This is a genomic window from Acinetobacter baumannii, assembly GCF_009759685.1.
GTDB lineage: Bacteria > Pseudomonadota > Gammaproteobacteria > Pseudomonadales > Moraxellaceae > Acinetobacter > Acinetobacter baumannii.
Map to the genome: position 1 here is coordinate 1,010,015 of NZ_CP046654.1, position 20,954 is coordinate 1,030,968.

The window sequence follows — 20,954 nt, forward strand, 5'->3', positions numbered from 1 at the left end:
ATAAAAAAAGCCAGTAGAAACTGGCTTTATATTGACACCAAAATAAGTTCTAGCGCAATTTTAAGGTCATTAGGCCTAAAACAACCAGCATAATCGTAATAATCCAGAAACGGATAACTACTTGGGTTTCTTTCCAGCCTTGTTTTTCATAGTGATGGTGCAAAGGTGCCATCAAAAATACGCGTTTATTCCGCATTCGTAATGAGCCGATTTGCAGGAATACCGATACCGCTTCCATAACGAAAACACCGCCCATAATTGCGAATACAATTTCTTGGCGAACCATAACGGCAATGGTTCCAAGCATTGCACCTAAAGCTAAAGCGCCCACATCACCCATAAAGACTTGCGCCGGATGTGCGTTATACCAAAGAAATGCCAAACCCGCACCAATCATGGCAGAACAGATCACCACAAGTTCTGAAGTGTATTTCACATAAGGAATATGCAAATAGTTGGCAAAACGAATGTCACCAGATAAATACGCAAATACGCCTAAGCCCGTCGCTACCATAACCACTGGCATAATGGCTAAACCATCTAAACCATCAGTTAGGTTAACCGCATTAGAGGCACCATTAATTACTAAATAGGTAAATACAATAAATGCTAAACCTAAAGGAACAATAGAAAGCGGAATTGAAAGATTCTTAAAGAAAGGAATCAATAAATCCAGCATATTTGCTGTGTATTCTGCATTAGATTGTTGGGTAGCAATTAAATATAACGCAATACCAGCACCCAGCGATGCGACAGAAGTCCAGAAAAACTTCTTACGGGCAGGTAGACCTGCATTATCTTTATAGCGAATTTTAATCCAGTCATCTGCCCAGCCAACCGCACCGAACACAACCATTACACCAAGTACAATCCAAACATAAGGGTTAGATAAATCAGCCCACAATAAAGTACTAATACCAATTGAGAGCAGAATTAAAATCCCACCCATGGTCGGTGTACCCATTTTCTTAGCATGATTTTCAGGAGCAAACGAACTTACTGCCTGACCGTATTTTAACGCTTGTAATTTACGAATCATGATTGGTCCGAGAACCAAACCAATGGTCAGTGACGTTAATACACTGAGTAAAGAACGTAATGTTAAATAACGAACAACCTGAAACGAACTGTGATAGCCCGCAAGTTGTTCAAACAACCATAACAGCATTTAAAGTTTCTCCATCAAATCAGCCATCAACGTTTCCATATGAGTAAAGCGAGAACCTTTAAACAGGAAACTCATGGACTGGGGTTGATGTGTTTGGATTAGATTGATTAAAAATGGAAGCGCCTCAGCTTGAGTCTGAAATGCTTTCAATTTAGTAGAATGAAGACCTGCGCCTTCGAGAGCTGCTGAGGCAAACTGCCCAACTGCAACAATATGGTCTAAAGGAAGCTCAGCAAGATCGCGACCTAAATCGTGATGTTCTTGCCAACTGCTATCACCTAACTCCCCAATATCCCCCATCACCATGACTTTAATGCCATTTTGCTGAAGTAATACTTGTGCCGCAGCACGCATAGATGTTGGATTGGCGTTATAAGTATCATCAATAAATAAATGAGGCGCTTTTTGAATAAAATTCAAACGACCTTTTGCACCTTGTGCTTGCTCTAGACCTTTTACGATATCTTCCAAGCTAACACCTAACGCCAAAGCAAATGCTACTGCTGCAGTTGCGTTTTGCACATTGTGCTCACCCGCAAACGGCAGTCTTACAAAACTTGAACCTTGAGGCGTATGTAACTGGAAATTGGCAGATTGTGGCAACAATTCAATCTCTGTAGCAAAGACATCACCACCAGCACCAAAGCTCATGATTTGATGGCTTTTGGCTGCTTCACGAATCTCAGCGGTAAAGTCATCTTGTTGCGGAATAATAGCAACGCCCTGAGGTAAAATATGATGATAGATTTCTGATTTAGCGCGGCAAATGCCATCACGCCCGCCGAACTCACCCAAATGAGCAGTTCCAATATTTAAAATGCCAGCAACATGCGGTTGAACAATTTTTGATGTGTAATCAATTTCACCTTGATGATTTGCACCAAGTTCCATCACCGCATACTGATGCTCCTTTCGAAGCTCAAGCAACATCATCGGCACACCAAGGTCATTATTTAAATTGCCTCGGGTAATCAATGTAGGTGCTAAACGAGACAAAATACTTCCTAGCATTTCTTTGGTGGTGGTTTTACCACTACTACCCGTTAAAGCAATTACTTTCAATTGAGCATTTTGTTCACGACGATACGCACCAAGTTGCCCTAAAGCCAAACGGGTATCGGCAACTACAAGCTGAGCAATTTCTGCATCTATAGGCCGCTCGACAATAGCGACTTGGCAACCATTTGCAGCCACTTGCGCGACAAAATTATGCGCGTCGAAACGTTCACCTTTTAGTGCTAAAAAGGCATCCCCACTTTCTGCATGACGCGAGTCAGTCAAAATACGTTTAATTTCAGTTTGAGGGATCTGGTCTTTATGCCAGTAACCCTGTGTTGCCTGTTGTAATTGTTGAGCTGTCCACGGTTCCAAAGGCACGGTACTGGTGGTTGAAGTATGCATAATTTTTCCTATTGTGCAGGGTAAGCAGCATCTACCGTATGATGTTGGGCATCAATCGCGGAACGCACTTCAACCACATCATCAAACCAGTGACGCACACCATTAATTTCTTGATAATTTTCATGTCCTTTGCCGGCAATCACTACAATGTCACCAGCTTGAGCTTGCTCTGCAACAAATTTAATTGCTTCACGGCGGTCATGAATTTCATGCATACGATGCCCTGAAAAATCAATTCCTTGCTTCATGTCAGCAAAAATTTGTTCAGGGTCTTCTGTTCTTGGATTATCTGAAGTCAGAATAACAGGATTTGCGCCATCCAAAGCTGCTTGAGTCATGAGTGGACGCTTACCACGGTCACGGTCACCACCACATCCAAACACCGCCCAAAGCTGATTCGAAACATGACGCTTTAATGTTTTAAGCACTTGAATCAATGCATCTGGTGTATGCGCATAATCCACTACAAATAATCGCTCATCATCACGAATAACTTGCATTCGGCCTGGCGCACCAATTAGTTTAGGAACAAAATTAACCAATGCCTGTAAATCGAAACCAGCTTGCTCAGCAGCGATGAGTGCGGCAATTAAATTTTCAACATTGAAATGACCTAATAATGGGCTTTCTACCGCAAATGAACCTTGCTGACTTACTAAATGAAAAGTTGCACCCGCTAAGCTATAGCTTAAATCGGTAATGTAATAATCAGCTGTATTTTGAGTTAGTGAGTAAGTCAAAATTTTAGGTTGTGCTGGATTATTTTGGGCAGACTTAATCATCAAGTCAGCATGCGCATCATCTAAATTAATAACAGCGACTTTTAACGAATTAAACTGAAATAAACGCGCCTTCGCTTCTGCATAAGCTTCTAAAGTGCCGTGATAATCCAGATGGTCACGACTTAAGTTGCTATAAACAGCAATTTCAATATCGCAACCATTTAATCGACCCTGTTCAAGACCATGTGAACTTGCTTCTAAAGAAGCAAAAGTTGCTCCCTGTTTAGCATAATCATGTAGCGCATTTTGTAACTGTAGAGCGTCGAGGGTAGTATGCGTAGAAGGCGTTAAGTTAGGTAAAATACCATTCCCTGTTGTCCCCATCACTGCACAGCGCTGCTGTTGTGAACTAATTAACTCAGCAATTAAACGAGAAATTGTTGTTTTACCATTTGTGCCTGTTACAGCAATAATCCGTAGAGGTTTTACTACATCAGCTTGTTGCAAATAACGTTTTTGCCACTCTCCCATGCGCTGACGCACATCAGGGCATACCCATTCATTTGCTACACCTAATTCGGTTTCGCTAATGACAGCCAACGCTCCATTTGCTAAAGCTGCTTCAGCAAATGTACGCGTTTTTTCAGGCTGGCTATAACTTGTCAAAGCAATAAAAATTTGGCCCGTTTCAACTTTACGACTATCTAAACTAAAGCCGTAAAATGGCTGTCGAGGCCATTGAGCATCAATTTCGATTGGATGAATTTCTTGAAAAGAAACAGTCATAGCTTACCTGCGAATAGGATTTTCTGGAGTATTAAGTGGCTTATCAAGCGGCACATTCATTAAGCGCAACGACTCTTGCATAATACGAGCAAAAACTGGAGCGGCAACCAAACCACCGTAATAGCGACCTTGTGGGTTTTCCACCACTACAATAACGGCTAAACGTGGATCACTAATTGGTGCGACACCCGCAAATAAGGCACGATACTCATTATTTGAATATCCTTTACCATCTGCACGCAATTTATGTGCAGTACCTGTTTTACCACCTACCCTATAACCAGGAATATTGGCTTGTTTTGCAGTACCACCCGGCATAGTCACTTGCTCAAGCATTAACAAAACTTGATCGGCAATTTTCGGATTTAAAACTTGCTCACCTTTAGGTGGCTGATCTAGTTTATGCAAGCTTAATGGCATTTTGACACCATGATTTGCAAGCATGGCATAACCTTGAGCCAATTGAAGGATTGTCGCGTTTAAGCCATAACCATATGCCATGGTCCCGATTTGAGAAGAGTTTAATTTATTAACAGGTAAAACCAGACCTGAACTTTCCCCAGGGAACCTTACTGCAGAACGCTTACCAAAACCAACACGATTAAAGAAGCTCGGCAAAGTTTCTTTCGGAAGTGATAACGCAATTTTTGCAGAACCCACGTTTGAAGACTTAATAATGACACCACTTACGGTCAAAGCCCCATAGTTATGGGTATCACGAATAGTATGCCAGCCTAAACGCATTGAGCCAGGGGAGGTATTTACAATCGTATTTGGCGTATATTGACCAGTTTCTAAAGCTGCAGAAATAGTAAAAGGTTTCATGGTTGAACCTGGCTCGAACATATCGATCGCCCCACGGTTACGCATAGCATCTTTATTTGATAAGCCATTCTTATCATTCGGGTTATAAGATGGCCAACTGGTCATTGCCAGAATTTCACCCGTTTTAACATCAACTGCAATCGCCGTTGCTGAACGCGCATTGTTAGCCACACCTGCAGCCGTTAATTCACGGTACATAATGTACTGCAAACGTGAGTCGATACTTAAAGTGATATTTTCACCAGGTTCACCCTCACGAATTACCTCAGAAACTTTTAAACGGTTACCACGCTTATCGCGAATAATTTTTTGCTCACCGTCTACACCTGACAGTTGCTTATTCAACTGCATTTCCAAGCCTTCGATACCTTGACCTTCACTATTGGTCAAACCAATAATTTGGGCATTTGGCTGAGGTTGCGGGTAATAACGTTTATAAGTTTTTTCTGCATACACCCCTTGGAAATTACCTTTCATAATGAGGTCAGCTTGCTGAGGAGGTACTTCTTTTTTCAAAACCAGATAGCGAGAACGCGGACGCGCATTCATCTGTTTTTTAAGATCAGCACGATCAACACCCACCACGTCGGCAAGTTCATCAAGATTTAAATTTTTATCTGGCAATTGGCGTTTTAATTTACGGTTGTTTGGATCTTGTTTTAGTTCAGCCGTAATTTGATCATATAAATGCTTGGTCTCAAAATAATCACGCGGATCAATCACAATTTTCATGATTGGACTACTAATCGCTAAAGGTACACCGTGGCGATCACTAATCACTCCACGCATAGCCTCTATACGTTCAGTACGCAAAATATTGGCATTGGCCTTATTTTGCAAAAAGTCTTTATTAATGACTTGAACATAAAATGCACGTGCAATTAATACCACAAAACACAGTAGCACTACCGCCCAGAGCAGATAAAACCGCCACATATCAAAGGCAAGACTTGGTTTTTCCGAAATAGACTGCTGTTTTTTTCGTGTTTGCTTTGTTCGCTTATCTACCATACAGCAAGGCCTTACTTATTTTGCTCTGAGGTCATCGGTAAAGAAATTACCACCGTTTCTGCAGCAGGTGGCGAAAACATTCGTAATTGTGTCACAGCACGTGTACCAATTTGAGCAGTCGCACCAAATGTTTGTTGCTCAATCAATAAACGCCCCCATTCAGCATTGAGGTCATCACGTTCACGCATATAAGAGCTTAACTCTCTATAATCATGACGGTATTCAAATACTTGAAATACCACCATCATGGCACTGATAAAAACCAATGCCACCATGACTGCATATACCACAACTTTTTTGACCACTTTATTTTCTGTGGTTTCGATTTCATCACTGCTTTTCATTACGCGCCTTTTTGTTCCAAGCGTTCAGCAACCCGAAGCCATGCACTACGTGAACGTGGATTCGCTTTTACTTCTTCTTCACTCGCACGAACCCGTGAAATTTTCTTTAATCTTCTCGTATCAACCTGCTGTTGAGGCATCCCCCAACCAGAATCTTCTGCTAGAGTTGATTCTTTTTGAATAAACTGTTTGATCAACCGATCTTCAAGCGAATGGAAGCTGATCACAGACAAACGCCCTTTTGGTTTAAGCAAGTCTACAGCTTGCGGTAAAAATACTTCAATATCATCTAGTTCTTTGTTAATAGCAATACGGATTGCCTGAAACGTACGTGTCGCCGGATGTTTATGCTTTTCCCATTTTGGATGGGCTGTTTTTACTATTTCAGCCAATTGCGCCGTAGTATCCAATTTTCCGGCCTGCTTAATTGCCCTAGCAATACGGCGACTATATCGTTCTTCACCATATTGATAAATGATATTTGCCAAATCTTCCTCTTCTACCTCAAGTAACCATTCGGCAGCAGTCAATCCCTTAGAGTTATCCATACGCATATCTAACGGGCCATCTTGCATAAAGCTAAAGCCGCGTTCAGCCTGGTCGAGTTGAGGAGAGGACACACCTAAGTCTGCCATAATTCCATCGACACTTTGCACCCCAATTTCCTGCATTTTTTCCTTAATATCAGCAAAACTTGCATGAATAATCGTAAATCTTGGATCTTCTTGTGCTAAAGCAGCCGCAACTTCCAGAGCTTGAGGGTCTTTATCAAAAGCATATACTCGGGCGTTTTCATCGAGTTTCGACAATAACAAGCGCGTATGCCCACCTCGTCCAAAGGTTGCATCGATATACACCCCAGTTGTGCGATCTGCCAATAAGCTTTCAACGGTCTCAAAAAGTAAGACAGAAATATGCGACATAGGAGTTAAATCATAGCGTAAAAATGTAACTGCACATTATCACCTTGTTTATGGCTAACACCAAACGGCTTTTTGTAGGAAAATATTAATTTTTCATAGAGAAAACCGTTTTCTTTTCATTTTTTAAGCAAAACAAAAAAGCAAGCTCACCTTTTCAGGTTCACTTGCTTCACTATAAAAAAGTAAACTAATTTTTAAACTTCTACTCTACCAATATTTTACCTACTGCTTTCCATCATAAATCTGATCAAAGATGGCTCCATTGGTAAAATGGGTTTTCTGGGCTTTTGCCCAACCGCCAAAAACATCATTGATCGTAAATAATTTAATTTTTGGGAATTGTGCTGCATATTTAGCAGCAACTTGAGGGTTGCGAGGACGGAAATAGTGTTTAGCAGCCAACTCTTGACCTAAAGGTGAGTATAAAAAGTTGAGATAACCTTTTGCCAAAGTACGGTTACCGTCTTTGTCGACTGTTTTGTCAACAATGGCAACAGATGGTTCTGCCAAAATTGAAATTGATGGGTAAACAATTTCATATTTATCTTTATCGAGACCTTTCGTTGCCAATAGTGCTTCATTTTCCCAAGAAAGTAGAACATCTCCAATTCCACGCTCAGCAAATGTAGTAAGCGAGCCTCGCGCTCCCGAATCTAACACCTTAACGTTGTGATAAAGTTTTTTAACCAGCTCTTTGGCTTTAGCGTCATTTCCACCCGGCTGCTTTAAAGCATATCCCCATGCAGAAAGATAAATCCAACGCGGTGCCCCACCCGTTTTTGGATTAGGCGTAATAATTTCAACACCAGGTTTAGTTAAATCATTCCAATCACGAATATTTTTTGGATTGCCTTTTCTTACTAAAAACACAACTGTAGAGGTATACGGTGCAGAATTATTAGGGAATTCTTTTTGCCAGTTTGGCTGGATAAAGCCTGCTTTTACAATTTCATCAATATCATTGGCTAAGGCTAAGGTCACCACATCTGCCTCAAGACCAGTTGCTACAGCGCGAGCCTGTTTTCCTGAGCCCCCATGGGATTGTTTAAAATCCACGTCCTGCCCGGTACGTTGTTTCCAGAACTTACCAAATGCCTGATTATATTCCTGATAAAACTCTCGAGTTGGGTCATAAGAAACATTTAAAAATGTAGTCGCCGCCTGCACAGCACTTACTGCCAACCCCATATACGTAGCGACTGCAATTCTTGCTATTCTTTTCATTTATAAAAACCACTTTTACTTTTAACGTCTACTATATTTTTATTTTTTTAGTTTTCAATCAAATAGTTATATAAATAAATGTTTTACTAATCACTTTAAAAGATATAGTTAACTCTAATTTTTCCTTCTCCTTTTTGAAAAGTTTTGTAATTATTCTTATAGTTTATTTATAGTCTTCACTTTATCTACACATTAATTTGTTAAATAATGAGACGTAATGGATACACATAGGCTACATTTAAAGGTACCAGCGTAAAATAAAGGTATTTTTTGTAAAAAGTGTGACATAGTTCTACTTTTTTATTAAAATTTATGTTTGAATCGTAGCGTTACCGTAATTTTACATTTGGTTAAACTCAAAAAATAGACGAAATGTACTGAGGGGATGAACAGAAAATGAAAATTCATTATGGAAAAGCTTTAAGCTTGGGTTTGGTGCTTAGTTTTGCATCGCAACTATCTACAGCAGCCGTACTGAAAGATACACCAAGTAAAAGTCTTTCAGATAAACAGTCTTCACTTATTGAAAAAGCTTTAGACCAGCAAAAACGTAACACTATTGTACTTCCATCAACAGATGATGAGTTAAAAGTACTTAATACTATCCGTGTTACACCAACTCAAAACTTTCTTGCAGCACAGCATGAACGTTTTTCACGTTTTGTTCAGGCAATCTTCCAGCCACACACTTCTTAATATTTGAAACGCCCCCCTCATCGTTTCAATTTCAGCCCAGACTGTCGTTAAATAAAACGTCAGAATACTGGGCTTTTTCGTTATAATAGTTTCAATTTTTATTTTGACCCATTAACTATGAAAGTTCGTACTCGTATTGCACCTTCTCCTACCGGTTTCCCACATGTTGGTACTGCCTACATCGCCCTATTCAATATGTGTTTTGCGAAACAGCATGGCGGGGAATTCATTTTAAGAATTGAAGATACAGACCAGCTTCGCTCTACGCCAGAATCTGAAAAAATGATTTTAGACTCTCTACGCTGGTTAGGCTTAAATTGGTCTGAAGGTCCGGATGTAGGTGGTCCTCACGCTCCTTACCGCCAATCAGAGCGCATGGGAATTTATAAGCAATACGCGTTAGAACTTGTTGAAAAAGGTCATGCTTTTTATTGTTTTGCTACAGCAGAAGAACTTGACCAAATGCGTGCCGAGCAGCAAGCTCGTGGCGAAACACCAAAATACGATGGTCGTGGTTTAAAGCTGTCTCAAGAAGAAGTAGCTCGACGTCTTGAAGCGGGTGAACCTCATGTTATCCGTATGAAAGTGCCTGAAGAAGGCGTGTGTAAATTTAACGACTTACTCCGTGGGGAAGTTGAAATTCCTTGGGCACAAGTCGACATGCAAGTACTTCTTAAAACAGATGGTTTACCAACCTACCATTTAGCTAACGTTGTTGATGACCATTTAATGGAAATCACCCATGTATTACGTGGTGAAGAATGGCTTCCATCTGCGCCGAAGCATCAGTTGCTTTACCAATACTTTGGTTGGGAAATGCCAACGCTTTGCCATATGCCGTTGCTTCGTAATCCGGATAAATCGAAGTTATCTAAACGCAAAAACCCGACCTCAATTAACTACTACCGTGATATCGGCGTTCTACCAGAAGCCTTACTCAACTATTTAGGCCGTATGGGTTGGTCAATGCCGGATGAAAGAGAAGTTTTCACATTACAAGACATGATGGATAACTTTGATATTCAACGCGTATCACTAGGTGGACCAATTTTTGACGTTGAAAAACTCAATTGGTTAAATGGTCAATGGATTAAAGGGTTAACCCCAGGACAACTATTAGACCGTTTATTGACATGGAAAAGTGATCGCAGCACTTTAGAAGACATTGCTGCCGCTATTCAACCACGTATTAATTTACTTTCTGAAGCTGTAAATTGGGCTGGTTTCTACTTTAACCATATGCCACAAATTACGGCTGAAATGTTTGAAAGTAAAAAATTGACTCAAGAGCAAGTTCGTCAAAGTTTACAATTCGCAATTTGGCGTCTTGAAAGTCAGTTTACTTGGAATAACGACACAGTTAGTCAAACTTTAATGGATTTGGCAAATCAGATGGGCATTAAATTACGTGACTTCATGCCAACGTTCTTTATTGCAATTGCTGGCTCAACCAGTTCAACACCAGTTATGCAGTCGATGGTTACACTTGGCCCTGACTTAACTTTTGCTCGCTTACGTCATGCGCTAGAAATTGTGGGTGCACCGAGTAAAAAAGAGGTAAAAAACTGGGAAAAGCTTAATGAAAGTTTAAAATTGCCGAAAAATGAAGCAACTAGCGAAGCTTAATTCATTTTTTTATTGACGTGTGAGCGCATTCACCCTAATATTGCGCTCACACAAACTGGGGTCATAGCTCAGTTGGTAGAGCGCTACAATGGCATTGTAGAGGTCAGCGGTTCGATCCCGCTTGGCTCCACCAAGCTCCTTTGTGTTTGCCTCATCAAGTCCCTATCGTCTAGAGGCCTAGGACATCGCCCTTTCACGGCGGTAACCGGGGTTCGAATCCCCGTAGGGACGCCATTTTCTATTTTAAAAATTCCTTTTAAAGACTCTATCGTCACCTTCCTGTCTATTCTTTGACTGCTTCTTGATTGCACATTTGTCTATTTTATCTAAAATAGCGTCTTTCTCAAATTCTCTCAATGTGTAATATGCAGCCATCTGACAAACAACTAGATGCTCAGCATCAGAACAGTACTGCACCTTTAAAAAGAGCCATGAGTACCCGCCACCTTGTCATGTTATCGCTAGGTGGAGCAATCGGTACTGGTTTATTTTTGGGTTCAGGGGAAGTCATTTCACAAACTGGACCTATTGGCGCAATTATTGCCTATATTCTTGGGGGTGCAATTGCTTACATGGTCATGCTCTGTTTAGGCGAGCTGGCTGTACATATGCCTGTTTCGGGTTCTTTCGGCGCATACGCTCGAAAGTACATTAGTCCAAGTACAGGTTACATGATTTCATGGATGTACTGGCTAACATGGACAGCAACGCTAGGAACCGAGTTTACCGCCGCTGCTCTACTTATGCAGGAATGGTTTCCACAAATTTCAATGTGGATCTGGACACTTATTTTTGCAGTAACTATTTTCGGGTTAAATATCAGTTCAACCCGAGTATTTGCCGAGTCAGAGTTCTGGCTAGCGCTAGTTAAGGTCATTACCGTTATTGCTTTTATTGTGCTTGGATTATTAGCAATTTTTGGTTTAATTCCTTTCCACGGCGCTCAAACTGCTCCATTGTTTAGTAATTTAACCGCCCAAGGTTGGTTCCCACACGGTTTTCTTCCTATTTTCACCACTATGCTCATTGTTAATTTTGCTTTCTCTGGAACAGAGTTAATTGGTGTAGCTGCTGGCGAAACTAAAGATCCTGCTCAGAATGTCCCTAAAGCGATTAATGCTGCAATCTGGCGTCTTCTGATTTTCTTTGTGGGCACTATTATTGTAATTAGTGCATTACTTCCTTTCCAACTTGCTGGTTTAGGTGGTGACAACGTAAGTAATAGTCCTTTCGTTACCGTATTTAATTACATCGGTATTCCATATGCAGATGACATCATCCGTTTTGTTATTATTACTGCACTACTCTCAGCCGCAAACTCGGGACTATATGCAGCTTCACGTATGATGTGGTCTTTATCGGAGCAAAAACTCCTTCCGGGTGTATTTGCAACACTTTCAAAAAGCGGGACACCTATTGTTGCTTTAGTTGTAACGATGTTCGGTGCAATTCCAGGCTTATTATCAGAGCAATTTGCTCCTGAAACCATCTTTAAAAACTTGCTAGGTGTTGCAGCTTTTACTATGGTTATTGTCTGGATGAGCATTTGTTTAAGCCAGTTCAATTTCCGTCGACAATGGTACCGTTCTGGACATTCGGTTAGCGATTTAAAATATGCAGCACCGTTATTCCCTATCGTTCCAATTTTAGGTTTTCTTTTCTGCTTTATTACATGTTTAAGTATGGCAGCAGATCCTGAAATGCGTGCTGGCTTTATAGGTTGCTTAATTTTTACTGCCTTGTGCTATCTCAGCTACTTTATTTTCTATCGAAATAAAGCTTAAGTGTTTGTAATTTAAAAAGTGTAGCAAAAAGCTACACTTTTTTTTGCTTAGAGACTGGCTTTATATAATCTACCGTTGTAGATTTAAATTTATATTAAAAAACAATTCCTTGTATACAATGAAAATTATATTTATCCATGGGATGAATCAGCAGAATTACACAGCACATCGTTTAAAAGAGCACTGGCTAAAAGTATTTAAACTGGGCTTAAAACAATTGCACTGTAGAGTTAATTTAAGAGATCTACATATACATATGCCATTTTATGGCGATTTAATGACGAAGTATCAATTATCCAATCAACTTGATCTTAATACTTTACTTCCAAAAACTTTTAATTTTCATTTACCCATCCATTTACATCATCAACCATCAACACCCAAGGAACATACTCCTTTTATACCCCACCTTCCTCTTTCACCCGATCAACCAGCGCAAAGCTTATCAGAGCGTTTATATTTAACTTCACAGTTGGTGAAAGATCGCGTTCTTAAGGAAATGGTGGTTCTTTTAAATAATTTTCCGAAATTACATGAAAGCTTAATTCAGCAATTCTTGATTGAAACTTATATGTACTTATCTAATCCTGATTTTATGTATGAGGTTCATCAAAGAATTTTAAAACAAATGCATGATGATGAAGATTGTATTGTAGTCGCCCACTCTTTGGGTTCTGTAATTGCCTATCATTTATTATCAGATCCTTCCTATCAGTTTTCAGTACAGCGTTTTATTACCTTAGCATCCCCTCTTTCTTTTCGCGTCATACAAAGCAAACTCCCCACTCCCATTGAACGTCCTAAATGTTTAAAGGGCGACTGGTATAACTTTTATTCTAAAGATGACTTTTTAACCGCTTTTCCCTTAAGTGAGGCACCTTTTAATTTTACTCCTCCCATTATTAATCAAGAGATTTTTACTTTTGCCAACCAACCTCATGAAATTGTCGGCTACTTACAACATCATGCTGTGGTAAAAACAATTATTGAGCCTTTCCAATAAAAAATATCTATAAACGTATATATTTTCTACAATTTGAGTTATTTTTAAGCGCTTAACTGATTTTTTTAATATTTCTTCAGAAAACTATTTGACACTTTTATTAAATCGACCTAATATACGCCCACCTCTGAAACGTCCCTATCGTCTAGAGGCCTAGGACATCGCCCTTTCACGGCGGTAACCGGGGTTCGAATCCCCGTAGGGACGCCAATATTTTTCAGATGTATGCCTCATATAAGTCCCTATCGTCTAGAGGCCTAGGACATCGCCCTTTCACGGCGGTAACCGGGGTTCGAATCCCCGTAGGGACGCCAAATTCTAAAAAGCCACTGCATAACGACAGTGGCTTTTTTCTTATCTAGACAATAAAAAAGCTGATCATAAACCAGCTTCCCGTCATACTTATTTAATTTGCGATTCCAACCTGAACTTCCAGACGGCCTGATTGAACACGTAGTCCTTTTATTTCGAACTGATCTACCAGTTGCTGCACAAGCTCACGACTTTCTCTTAAAATATTGAGTCCCGGTAGAATACTAAAGTCGGTTAAATTTAAAAGTTTTTCTACCATCCATGAACGGTTATTAATGAAATCAATAAAACCTGCTTGCTCAAGGTCAATGAACCACATGCGATGACCATCACGCTGAATACCCGGAATATCACGAATTAAATGATTAATCAGCGATGGAATAGGCAACATATTAATCACTTCAAAACCTACTCGACCAATACGGCGAACAGCCCAATTCGATAATGTTCCACCATGACGTATTTGCACATCCAGACTTTCATCCATTTGGCGTAAGCGTAAGAACTTTTCTTGTCCAATGCGACATTCCAATACTCGAAAATCTAAACTAAGCCGATATAGAAAACGGTGATAGTGCCCATCGATTTCAATCTGAAACCGATCATTGCCACATTGAACTTTAATATCATCAATTTCCGAACGATCTATGCGTTTACGAATTTGACTGTTTAATAGCATTTCAGGCAAATACAAATTCAAGGTACTTTTACCTAGAAAAGTACGTGCCATGATTAAGGCAACCTGTCTTGCAGTTTCACTTGTTTCAGACACCATATCTCTGACAGTCCCTGCTGCCAGATTAGTCATGCCCACCACTCCACGCTTTGTATGAGATGTCACCTGATCCAAAGCATCTAAGGCTGCATCAGCAACTTCAGCAAGATTACGTGTAGTATCACTAGCAAACCCGACGGCATCTTGTGCATGCTGTAATGTTTTATGCAGCAAACGGCGTGAGAATGACAGTTTTATAGGGTCAGGATTCCCTGAAACTGTTGATGTCGTTGTAGGCTTCGACTTATTGTCATCTTCTTGACCCAAGTCCCTCTCCTTTTTATATTTCTTTCACATCCTATTGATGAGCATTTCAGCTCATTTCCAGTGTTGGACACACTTGGTTTTTATCTAGATTAGCATGCTCTACAGCATTATTTTAATTTTTATGTGTACGCATAAATCATCATTTTTTTATATACCATTGTTTCAAAAAAGTATTTTATATTGGATATTCACCTCAACTTTTTAATCAGCTACAAATTTTTTTCTTTCTTTGCATTTCCGTTAGAATAGATTCAAATTTAATGTGGAGCTGTCATGCAATATCGTTGCCCTCAATGTCAAAGTGTTAAAATTATGCCGGTGAGCCAAGGTGTTAATAGTGCTAAACCTGTTGTGCCTAAAAGCTTAGTGATTTTAGTTCCTGCCATTTTTGTGCTTTTACTCTTGGTTGTGATTAGTATTTTTATGTGGATTTTTGGCAATGGTGCAGGCAGCTCTCTTCAAATTGCAACAGTAGTTGCATTTGTGGTTACTGTAGGGGCAGGTTTTATGTTCTGGCGCGATTTGCCTGATTTTAAATTGTCTATGCAAGCATTTATGCAGTCACAAAAACATTGGAAATGTCGTGACTGCAATCATGAGTGGGAAATTTAAAACTGTATTCACATCAGCTTAATGCTGATGTGAATGTGTCTTGTCATTATCGTTATGCTCGTGTGAAGCATGTTGAGCAATATGCTGACAGTTAATCTCAGCATCATCTTCAATTTGCAATGTCACTTCACCAATACCATGCTCATGAGAAAGCATTTCAACAGCATCTTGATACAACTTGGTACGGTCAGCTTCAGGCGCAAATAAGTGCACGGTTAAATGGATATTTTTAGACGTAATCGCCCACACTTTGAGTTGGTGAATACTCTCAACACCATTTAAAGCAAGTAAATCCGCACGTAGCTTCTCAATATCGACCTCTTCGGGTACACCTTCGAGCAAAATATTAATACTTTGCTTAAGTAAAACCCATGTTCTTGGCAACACCCAAAATCCAATCAGTACTGCAATAAGCGTGTCAATCCAGTACCAATTAGTGAAGTAAATAATAATTGCACCAATAATAACGCCAACTGAGCCTAGTGCATCACTCAATACTTCTAGATAAGCACCTTTCACATTTAAGCTGTTATTAGCACTCGACATAAGAATTTTCATTGAGATGAGGTTTATTACCAAGCCAATGGTCGCCACAATGAGCATACCTACACTTTGAATTTCAGGTGGCTGCGAAAAGCGGATATAGGCTTCATATAAAATATAAATTGCCACCACAAAAAGCATGAGCGCATTAAATAAAGCGGCCAGAATTTCAAAGCGCTGATAACCGAAAGTACGTTTATTATCGGCAGGACGTTTAGAAATCTGTATGGCAACCAAAGCAATTGCTAAAGCAGCTGCATCTGTAAACATATGTGCAGCGTCAGAGAGCAATGCCAAACTTTGTGTGATTAAACCTGCAATCACCTCAACAATTAAGAATGTCGTGGTAAGCGCCAAGGCAATCGTTAATTTTTTAGCATTACCTTCAGTCACTACAGCATGACTATGATCATGACCATGATGTCCACCCATTTTGCGGACTCCTTTTTATTTATCTTTATGGTGAGTTAAAAGTAACGATGAAGACACCTTTACCTTTAACTCTTACAAACACTTTTTCGACTTAAATTTTGTAATCAAAAAAGATATCTCAAATCGATGACATTATGAATGCTCAACACTTTTCGTCTTGTCTTCATTCATCCATCGATAAATGACCGGTAATAAAACCAAAGTTAATATCGTAGATGAAATAATGCCACCAATAACCACTGTTGCCAAAGGCCGCTGAACTTCTGCACCAGTTCCCGTAGCCAAAGCCATCGGAATAAAACCAAGTGAAGCAACACAAGCCGTCATGAGTACCGGTCTTAAGCGCAAGATCGCCCCATTCCACGTGGCTATTTGAATATCAAATTTTTCTCTAAGCTCTTTAATAAAGCTCAGCATCACCAAACCATTCAAAACAGCGACACCAGATAATGCAATAAACCCAACACCAGCTGACATGGACAGCGGGATATCTCTTAGCCAAAGCGCAATCAGACCACCTGACAAAGCAAACGGCACGCCGCTAAAGACCAACAGACTTTCTTTCACATTATGGAATACAGCCATGAGTAGAATGAAAATCATAGCAAGCGCTAATGGAACAACTATTTTCATTCGTGCAGCAGCTGAAGCTAAATTTTCAAACTGACCGCCATATTCCAACCAATAACCCGCTGGCAGTTGTTCTTTTGCGAGTGTTGTTCTTAACTCTTGAACAAATGACCCTAAGTCACGGCCTTCTACGTTCGCAGTAATAATGACACGGCGCTTTCCATTTTCACGTCCCACCTGATTTAGGCCTGAGGTACGTTCAACTTTAGCTACATCTTGAAGTTGGATAAGTCCACCATTTGGCAACTGAATCGGAAGTTGAGCTAAGTTTTGGATGGTACGCTGCTGGTCTTCTAGGCGAATTTCAAAATCAAATCGTCTATCGCCTTGTAAAATCTGTCCAACATTTTGTCCACCAACACTTGCAGCAACAATATCTTGAATAGCTTTGGCAGATAATCCGTATTGCGCGGCCAGAGGACGATTAATTTCTACACTCAGCACCGGTAAACCGCTCGTTTGTTCTACCTTAACCGCGGTAGCACCTGAAATTTTTTGTACTTTCTGAGCGAGTGCCTGTGCCTGCTCATTGAGTACTTGCATATCGTCGCCAAAAATCTTGACGCCAATATCACTACGAATCCCTGAAATTAGCTCATTAAAGCGTAGCTCAATCGGTTGAGAGAACTCACTGTTATTCCCCGGTAAGGTTGCCAAGAAAGCTTCCATACGTGAACGTAGCTCAGCTAGCGTCTCTTTCGGGTTTGGCCATTGATCATGCGGTTTAAGCAAAATGACCGCATCAGAGATATTCGGCGGCATCACATCAGTTGCAACCTCAGCTGTCCCTGTTCGAGCAAAAACAGCTTTCACCTCTGGAAAGTTTTTCAAAATGAGCTTTTCAGTATTTTCCTGCATTCGCAGTGATTGCTCGAGACCAGTACTCGGTGAACGCATTTGCTGCAGGGCAAAGTCACCTTCACTGAGCTGCGGAGCAAATTCACTGCCCATTTGGGTCGCTAACACACCTGTGAGCACTAAAATACTTAATGCAAAACTAACAACTACTATCTTAAGCTGATAAGCCTGATCGAGGACATCTCGGTATTTCTGCTTTAAAAGCTGCATCCAACGTGTTTCTTTTTCTTTCACTTCACCCGTAACAAAAAGAGCAACTGCCGCAGGTACAAATGTCACAGAAAGAATCATGGCACCCAATAATGCCATCACCACAGTCATCGCCATTGGATGGAACATTTTGGCTTCAACACCAGATAGGGCAAAAATAGGTAAATAGACCACTAAAATAATCATTTGCCCAAAAATCAGTGGGCGACGGGCCTGTTTTGCTGCAAGGAAAACTTCTTTGAATCGTTCAGACCGCGTAAGAGGCCGATGTAAAGCATGCTGTGCTTCTGCTAGACGTCGAATACAGTTTTCTACAATAACAACTGCACCATCTACAATAATCCCGAAATCGAGCGCTCCTAAGCTCATGAGGTTGGCACTAATGTTTTGTTCAGCCATACCTGTCAGGGTAAATAACATCGATAATGGAATAACGCAGGCTGTGATTAAAGCAGCTCGAAAATTTCCTAGAAAAATAAACAAAATCACAATAACCAGAATCGCGCCTTCTACAAGGTTCTTCTGCACCGTTGCGATTGCTTTGTTTACTAAGCTCGTCCGGTCATAAACCGTCTCGATTTCCACTCCTTTAGGTAAGGTAGATTGTATTTCCTTAATTTTGGCATCGACCGCCTGAGCAACTGTACGACTGTTTTCTCCCATCATCATCATGGCAATGCCAAGAACCGTTTCCTCACCGTTGTAAGTTGCAGCCCCTGTTCTTAAATCGTGTCCAATAGAGACATTCGCAACATCAACCACGCGGATCGGCAAACCATTTTTGGTACTTACAGTAATGTTTTGAATATCTTCAACACTACTTAACATGCCCGGTACACGAACGGTGAGTTGCTCTCCGTTTTCTTCGATAAAACCTGCACCGCGATTTTCATTATTTTCTTGCAGAGCAGTTTGAAATTCATTGATTGAAATCTGAAGCTGCTGCAAACGTTTTAAATCAGGTGACACAATATAGGTTTTATTGTAGCCACCGATACTGTTGATTTCCGCCACGCCTTTCACACGCTGCAATTGAGGACGTACAATCCAGTCCTGAATTTCACGTAAATCCATGGCTGTATAGGCTGTGCCATCTGCTTTCTTAGCACCTGATTTTGCTTTTACCACCCATTGGTAAATTTCACCCAAGCCTGTTGAAACAGGAGACATGATAGGATCAACTGATTCGGGTAGTTGGCCATCCGCTTCTTGTAAACGCTGGTTAATCAGTTGTCTTGCCCAATAAATATCTGTCCCATCTTTAAAAATGATGGTGACTTGGGAAAGCCCATAACGAGAAATGGAGCGAGTTTGTTCCAGATTTGGAATTCCTGCCATCGCATTTTCAATAGGATAGGTAATCCGCTGTTCGACCTCTAAAGCGGTATACCCATTGGCTTGAGTATTAATCTGGACTTGGGTATTGGTAATATCTGGAACGGCATCAATAGGGAGTTTTTGATAACTCCAAATGCCAACACCAATCCACGCCAGAACAAATAGCATGACCCAAATAGCATTTTGAATAGCAAACTGAATAACTCTGTCAAACAGTCCTTCTGGCTTGGGCAGCTCAGGCTTATTAATGTCCATGCTCAGCCTCTCCTTTTTCCAATTCGGACTTAAGTAAGAAGCTGCCTTCTGCAACATAGCGCTGGCTTGGATTTATTCCTTTTACAACTTCAACCCATTGACCATCTTTAGAACGTTGGCCTAGCTGTACAGTGACAGGTTCAAACTCAAAACCTGTTTTGACCATTTTTGGTGTAAAGATAACGTCTTTACCTTCAACTTGTTGAACTGCTTGCGCTTTTACACGAGTCACTTTTTGTGTTGACCCTGCATTTAGCTCAACGTTAACCATCAAGTTCGGACGCAACTCACTGCTATTTGCCAAAACTTTGGCACGCACTTGTAAGCGTCCAGTCTGAGCATCTGCCTCTGTTGTTAAACTTTGAACCTGAGCAGAAAATGTATTCCCAGTTTGTAAAGATTTAAATTCAATCTCTTGATTTGGCTGTACATTGATATTTGCATTGCTTGGTAAAATAAATTCCAGCCATAACCGATCAAGCTGATTAATAATAAAAAGCTGATCTGCTAACTGTACGTTTTCACCCACTACAATATCTTTATTACTCACGATACCCGCAATTGGCGCTGTTAAGGTATAACGCCCTGCTGAACCAGAACCTGCCCCGAATGCACTTAAGCGCGAGCGAGCTGCTTTAACCTGAATTTGTGCTTGCTGATAAGCGTTATAAGCTCGTTGATAATCTTGTTTCGCGGAAATTCCTTGAGACCATAAGCTACGTTCACGCTCATAGTCCTGACGTGCTAACTCAAGATTAGACTGGGCTATTTGCAAATTGGCTTGCTGATCGACTAAATCTGGCACTAATAAGTTTGCAAGTGCCTGGCCTTTTTTAACTTGTTGTCCTAGTTCAACATATACCGCTTCGACACGACCACTAAAACTTGGCGAAACATGGGCTTGGCGGTCTGTATTGACTACTAGTTTGCCTGGATAAGTCTGAAGTTGAGGAACTTCACCTAGTTCAGCTTGTTCAATTTTTAAATTTTGTTCCTGCATTTGCTGAGCAGTGAGTAGTAGTGGTTTTTCTCCCTCATCATGGTGTTCTTCACCCTCTTCTTCAGCATGCCCGTGGCCTTCCGATGGTTCCGAAGAATTAGATTTATTTTTTGAATTTAAAACGAGTAAACCAATTAATATTGCAGTAATGGCAGCAATTACTCCAACCCAAAGCCATTGAGAATTTTTCTTTAAATTTGCCGACATTA

Annotated in this window: 16 protein-coding genes and 4 tRNA genes; 9 read left to right on the forward strand and 11 right to left on the reverse strand. The window is 40.5% G+C overall.

Annotated features, from left to right (window positions below):
- Positions 1–49 precede the first annotated feature (49 nt).
- The 7 genes from mraY to GO593_RS04820 all read right to left on the reverse strand — a co-directional run bounded on the left by mraY (position 50) and on the right by GO593_RS04820 (position 8,404).
- Complete coding sequence (gene mraY, locus GO593_RS04790; RefSeq protein WP_000928089.1) at positions 50–1,168, reverse strand: phospho-N-acetylmuramoyl-pentapeptide-transferase; 1,119 nt, start codon at positions 1,166–1,168, stop codon at positions 50–52.
- Positions 1,169–2,569: a UDP-N-acetylmuramoyl-tripeptide--D-alanyl-D-alanine ligase gene (locus tag GO593_RS04795; protein WP_000557502.1), complete on the reverse strand. Its 1,401-nt coding sequence runs from the start codon at positions 2,567–2,569 to the stop codon at positions 1,169–1,171. It lies immediately after the preceding gene.
- Positions 2,570–2,577: 8 nt separating this feature from the next.
- On the reverse strand, positions 2,578–4,077 hold the full coding sequence (locus GO593_RS04800) for a UDP-N-acetylmuramoyl-L-alanyl-D-glutamate--2,6-diaminopimelate ligase (protein ID WP_000218550.1): 1,500 nt from the start codon (positions 4,075–4,077) through the stop codon (positions 2,578–2,580).
- Between the two features lie 3 nt (positions 4,078–4,080).
- Positions 4,081–5,913 carry a penicillin-binding protein PBP3 gene (gene ftsI, locus GO593_RS04805; RefSeq protein WP_000227936.1) on the reverse strand — a complete coding sequence of 611 codons (1,833 nt, stop codon included), beginning with the start codon at positions 5,911–5,913 and terminating at the stop codon, positions 4,081–4,083.
- 11 nt (positions 5,914–5,924) lie between these two features.
- A complete protein-coding gene (gene ftsL, locus GO593_RS04810; protein WP_000842465.1) occupies positions 5,925–6,257 on the reverse strand; it encodes a cell division protein FtsL in 333 nt (110 codons plus the stop codon).
- The gene (gene rsmH / locus GO593_RS04815) at positions 6,257–7,180 is read right to left on the reverse strand and encodes a 16S rRNA (cytosine(1402)-N(4))-methyltransferase RsmH (RefSeq protein ID WP_000018346.1); all 924 of its coding nucleotides are present in this window, start codon (positions 7,178–7,180) and stop codon (positions 6,257–6,259) included. The genes ftsL and rsmH overlap by 1 nt, the downstream gene beginning before the upstream one ends.
- Before the next feature lie 222 nt (positions 7,181–7,402).
- A complete protein-coding gene (locus tag GO593_RS04820) occupies positions 7,403–8,404 on the reverse strand; it encodes a sulfate ABC transporter substrate-binding protein (RefSeq protein WP_002135158.1) in 1,002 nt (333 codons plus the stop codon).
- Positions 8,405–8,800: 396 nt separating this feature from the next.
- Between GO593_RS04820 and GO593_RS04825 the strand changes: the two genes are divergently transcribed.
- The 8 genes from GO593_RS04825 to GO593_RS04860 all read left to right on the forward strand — a co-directional run bounded on the left by GO593_RS04825 (position 8,801) and on the right by GO593_RS04860 (position 13,827).
- Positions 8,801–9,100 (forward strand): hypothetical protein, encoded by a 300-nt coding sequence (locus tag GO593_RS04825; protein WP_000690905.1) that lies wholly within the window; start codon positions 8,801–8,803, stop codon positions 9,098–9,100.
- A gap of 117 nt (positions 9,101–9,217) precedes the next feature.
- The gene (gltX, locus tag GO593_RS04830; RefSeq protein WP_000868422.1) at positions 9,218–10,726 is read left to right on the forward strand and encodes a glutamate--tRNA ligase; all 1,509 of its coding nucleotides are present in this window, start codon (positions 9,218–9,220) and stop codon (positions 10,724–10,726) included.
- 57 nt (positions 10,727–10,783) lie between these two features.
- Positions 10,784–10,859, forward strand: a tRNA-Ala gene (locus tag GO593_RS04835).
- Positions 10,860–10,884: 25 nt separating this feature from the next.
- Positions 10,885–10,960 (forward strand) — tRNA-Glu (locus tag GO593_RS04840).
- 131 nt (positions 10,961–11,091) lie between these two features.
- Positions 11,092–12,510 carry an amino acid permease gene (locus GO593_RS04845; protein ID WP_001183123.1) on the forward strand — a complete coding sequence of 473 codons (1,419 nt, stop codon included), beginning with the start codon at positions 11,092–11,094 and terminating at the stop codon, positions 12,508–12,510.
- 118 nt (positions 12,511–12,628) lie between these two features.
- Complete coding sequence (locus GO593_RS04850; protein ID WP_001986587.1) at positions 12,629–13,513, forward strand: lipase family protein; 885 nt, start codon at positions 12,629–12,631, stop codon at positions 13,511–13,513.
- 134 nt (positions 13,514–13,647) lie between these two features.
- Positions 13,648–13,723 (forward strand) — tRNA-Glu (locus tag GO593_RS04855).
- Between the two features lie 28 nt (positions 13,724–13,751).
- Positions 13,752–13,827: transfer RNA gene (locus GO593_RS04860), tRNA-Glu, on the forward strand.
- 92 nt (positions 13,828–13,919) lie between these two features.
- Here the strand turns inward: GO593_RS04860 and GO593_RS04865 are convergent.
- Positions 13,920–14,867 (reverse strand): hypothetical protein, encoded by a 948-nt coding sequence (locus tag GO593_RS04865; protein WP_000529521.1) that lies wholly within the window; start codon positions 14,865–14,867, stop codon positions 13,920–13,922.
- A gap of 273 nt (positions 14,868–15,140) precedes the next feature.
- On the opposite strand from GO593_RS04865, the gene GO593_RS04870 reads away from it, so the two are divergent.
- A complete protein-coding gene (locus tag GO593_RS04870; RefSeq protein ID WP_001200011.1) occupies positions 15,141–15,479 on the forward strand; it encodes a hypothetical protein in 339 nt (112 codons plus the stop codon).
- Positions 15,480–15,497: 18 nt separating this feature from the next.
- Here GO593_RS04870 and GO593_RS04875 read toward each other — a convergent pair whose 3' ends face one another.
- The 3 genes from GO593_RS04875 to GO593_RS04885 all read right to left on the reverse strand — a co-directional run bounded on the left by GO593_RS04875 (position 15,498) and on the right by GO593_RS04885 (position 20,952).
- Complete coding sequence (locus tag GO593_RS04875; protein ID WP_000508757.1) at positions 15,498–16,454, reverse strand: cation diffusion facilitator family transporter; 957 nt, start codon at positions 16,452–16,454, stop codon at positions 15,498–15,500.
- 132 nt (positions 16,455–16,586) lie between these two features.
- Positions 16,587–19,745, reverse strand: coding sequence for an efflux RND transporter permease subunit (locus GO593_RS04880; RefSeq protein ID WP_000353986.1), 3,159 nt, complete (start codon positions 19,743–19,745; stop codon positions 16,587–16,589).
- Complete coding sequence (locus tag GO593_RS04885; RefSeq protein WP_001275657.1) at positions 19,735–20,952, reverse strand: efflux RND transporter periplasmic adaptor subunit; 1,218 nt, start codon at positions 20,950–20,952, stop codon at positions 19,735–19,737. Before GO593_RS04885 ends, GO593_RS04880 begins: the two co-directional genes overlap by 11 nt.
- Positions 20,953–20,954 lie beyond the last annotated feature (2 nt).

Coding starts and splice junctions, on each gene's coding strand:
- GO593_RS04880 (WP_000353986.1), bottom strand. CDS start 19,745: ATGGACATTAATAAGCCTGAGCTGCCCAAGCCAGAAGGACTGTTTGAC.
- GO593_RS04800 (WP_000218550.1), bottom strand. CDS start 4,077: ATGACTGTTTCTTTTCAAGAAATTCATCCAATCGAAATTGATGCTCAA.
- rsmH (WP_000018346.1), bottom strand. CDS start 7,180: ATGTCGCATATTTCTGTCTTACTTTTTGAGACCGTTGAAAGCTTATTG.
- GO593_RS04795 (WP_000557502.1), bottom strand. CDS start 2,569: ATGCATACTTCAACCACCAGTACCGTGCCTTTGGAACCGTGGACAGCT.
- GO593_RS04845 (WP_001183123.1), top strand. CDS start 11,092: ATGCAGCCATCTGACAAACAACTAGATGCTCAGCATCAGAACAGTACT.
- GO593_RS04885 (WP_001275657.1), bottom strand. CDS start 20,952: ATGTCGGCAAATTTAAAGAAAAATTCTCAATGGCTTTGGGTTGGAGTA.
- GO593_RS04820 (WP_002135158.1), bottom strand. CDS start 8,404: ATGAAAAGAATAGCAAGAATTGCAGTCGCTACGTATATGGGGTTGGCA.
- ftsI (WP_000227936.1), bottom strand. CDS start 5,913: ATGGTAGATAAGCGAACAAAGCAAACACGAAAAAAACAGCAGTCTATT.
- GO593_RS04850 (WP_001986587.1), top strand. CDS start 12,629: ATGAAAATTATATTTATCCATGGGATGAATCAGCAGAATTACACAGCA.
- mraY (WP_000928089.1), bottom strand. CDS start 1,168: ATGCTGTTATGGTTGTTTGAACAACTTGCGGGCTATCACAGTTCGTTT.
- GO593_RS04875 (WP_000508757.1), bottom strand. CDS start 16,454: ATGGGTGGACATCATGGTCATGATCATAGTCATGCTGTAGTGACTGAA.
- ftsL (WP_000842465.1), bottom strand. CDS start 6,257: ATGAAAAGCAGTGATGAAATCGAAACCACAGAAAATAAAGTGGTCAAA.
- GO593_RS04870 (WP_001200011.1), top strand. CDS start 15,141: ATGCAATATCGTTGCCCTCAATGTCAAAGTGTTAAAATTATGCCGGTG.
- GO593_RS04825 (WP_000690905.1), top strand. CDS start 8,801: ATGAAAATTCATTATGGAAAAGCTTTAAGCTTGGGTTTGGTGCTTAGT.
- gltX (WP_000868422.1), top strand. CDS start 9,218: ATGAAAGTTCGTACTCGTATTGCACCTTCTCCTACCGGTTTCCCACAT.